General features: G+C 66.0%; 4 protein-coding genes. All 4 read right to left on the reverse strand.

Annotated elements, in window-relative coordinates; all coding sequences use genetic code 11:
• Positions 1-664 (reverse strand): DNA repair protein RecO (recO, locus tag AC1D00_RS37175; RefSeq protein WP_477014094.1); only part of this gene is annotated, 664 nt, incomplete at its 3' end.
• Positions 665-801: 137 nt separating this feature from the next.
• Entirely contained in the window at positions 802-1,182 is a 381-nt protein-coding gene (locus AC1D00_RS37180) for a hypothetical protein (RefSeq protein WP_027547161.1), read from the reverse strand.
• 21 nt (positions 1,183-1,203) lie between these two features.
• A complete protein-coding gene (gene era / locus AC1D00_RS37185) occupies positions 1,204-2,130 on the reverse strand; it encodes a GTPase Era (protein WP_135177211.1) in 927 nt (308 codons plus the stop codon).
• Positions 2,120-2,306 (reverse strand): putative dsRNA-binding protein (locus tag AC1D00_RS37190; protein WP_477014095.1); only part of this gene is annotated, 187 nt, incomplete at its 5' end. The genes era and AC1D00_RS37190, both read right to left, overlap by 11 nt.

The following is a 2,306-nucleotide window of genomic DNA, read 5'->3' on the forward strand; positions in this document are numbered from 1 at the left end:
GCTCCAGCACGTGGCGCAGCAGGAACAATCCGGTCAGCCGAAAACCGTCCTGGAGATCCTGGTCGGTGAGTTCGCTCGCGGTTTCGCCCTGGCGCAGGAACGGCGGCAGGCGCAGCAGCCGGTCGCGCCATGGCTCGCCCGCGCCGCGCGACACCGCGCCGCCGGATTTCGGCGAAACGTAGATCAGGTCCGTGGTCTCCCCGGTCACCGCGCAATTGTCCAGCGCGAGCCCGAAGCCGAGCTCGGCGAGCATCGCCAGCTCGAAATGGATCACGTGGACGGCGGCGCTGCCGATGTCGTCGAAATCGTCGAGCGAATGTCCGAGCAGCGCAAAGATCTCCTCGTGCGGATCGCGCTCGGGAAGGAGCCGCGCAATCGAGGCGAGATGGGTGACGCCGTAGACGCCGTGGGACGATGTCAGCAGCGTGGCCGCACGCAGCTTCAGGCCCTCGACCGCGTAGGTACCGAGATGCTCGTCGAGCCGCGCCCGCCACACCGCGCTGACGCTGTTGCCCGGTTGCAGCAAGGGCCGCATCCGCGAGCCGGCACCGCCGCGGACGAGACCGAGATGGCGGCCGTGTTCGCGCGTCAGCAGCTCGACGATGGCGCTGCTCTCGCCATGCCGCCGCACCCCCAGCACGATGCCTTCGTCGGTCCATTCCATTTAAGGAAGTCTAGCATTTCGAGCGACCGTAGGGTGGGCAAAGCGAAGCGTGCCCACCAATTTTGATCCCCCGCGATCGTGGTGGGCACGGCGCGCAAGGGCGCGCCTTGGCCGACCCTACGGCACCGCGAAAAACCTCACGCGTTGAACCAGCCCTGCGCGTCGCCGCTGAAGGAGAAATACAGGCCCATCGTGGTCAGCACGCAGGACACGATCTCGATGGCGCTGTCGAGCTCCATGCCCTTCTCGCCGATGATCTGGCCGAGCGAGATCACCGACAGCACCAGGGCTGCCGCCAGCACCCAGCGCGGCCAGTTCTTCCGCCAACGCGCCGCCAGCCAGACGAAATAGACCAGCAGCAGGATCATGCCGCCGGCGAGCAGCGTCGCCGTCATGATCATCTGCTCGGTCATCTCGGCATTGGGCGTGCGGTCCTGCACCGCCACCGACAGCGCATCCAGCATCAACGACGCATAGAGCAGCGCTTCGAAGCGCCGGACGTTCGTGGGCACGCTCATCGGATACCGATCTGTTCTTGCTTATTCTTTGGGAAATTCCAGGCCCATCTCGCGATAGCGATCGGGATCGTCGCCCCAGTTCTCGCGCACCTTGACGAACAGGAACAGGTGCACCGGCACGCCGAGGATCTCACTAATCTCCTTGCGCGAGTCCGCGCCGATCGACTTGATGGTGGCGCCGCCCTTGCCGAGCACGATCTTGCGCTGGCTTTCGCGCTCGACGAAGATCGTCTGCTCGATCCGCACCGACTTGTCCTTGCGCTCCTCCCACTTGTCGGTCTCGACCGTGGACTGGTAGGGCAATTCCTGGTGCAGCTTGCGATAGATCTTCTCGCGCGTGATCTCGGCCGCCAGGTGCCGCATCGGCGCGTCCGACATCTGGTCCTCGGGATAGAGGAACGGCCCCGGCGGCACCATCTCGGCCAGCGTAGAGCGGATGTCGTCGACGCCGTCGCCGGAGATCGCCGCGATCATGAAGGTCTTGGCGAACGGCATGCGCTCGTTGGCGGCCTGCGCCAGCGCCAGCAGCTTCTCGCGCTGGACCAGGTCGACCTTGTTGATCACCAGGATCTTCTCGTGATTGACGCTGGCCGCCTTGGCGAGGATCGCCTCGGCCTCCTCGTCGATGCCGGTCTTGGCATCCAGCAGCACGCAGACGAGATCGGCGTCATGCGCCCCGCTCCAGGCGGTCGAGACCATGGCGCGGTCCAGCCTGCGCTTGGGCGAGAAGATGCCGGGTGTGTCGACCAGGATGATCTGCGCATTGTTCTCGATCACGATGCCGCGGATCAGCGCGCGCGTTGTCTGCACCTTGCGCGAGACGATCGTGACCTTGGCGCCGACCAGCGCGTTGACCAGCGTGGACTTGCCGACATTCGGTGCGCCAATGAGCGCAACGAAGCCGCAGCGCGTCGCGGCGGGCGCCTCGCCGCTTGCTTCAACCGTCATTGCCGCCGCCAACACCTTCACGTTCGATCATCACTGAGGCCGCCACCTTCTCTGCCGCGCGCTTGCTGCCACCGATGCCTTCAGCCGGCGCCAGTCCCGGCAGGTCCACCGCGACGCGGAACTGCGGATCGTGATGCGGGCCGGTGCGCTCGACCTCGCGGTAAACAGGCGTCGGC

Source organism: Bradyrhizobium sp. P2_E8 (genome assembly GCF_056403875.1).

Coding starts and splice junctions, on each gene's coding strand:
- AC1D00_RS37180 (WP_027547161.1), bottom strand. CDS start 1,182: ATGAGCGTGCCCACGAACGTCCGGCGCTTCGAAGCGCTGCTCTATGCG.
- era (WP_135177211.1), bottom strand. CDS start 2,130: ATGACGGTTGAAGCAAGCGGCGAGGCGCCCGCCGCGACGCGCTGCGGC.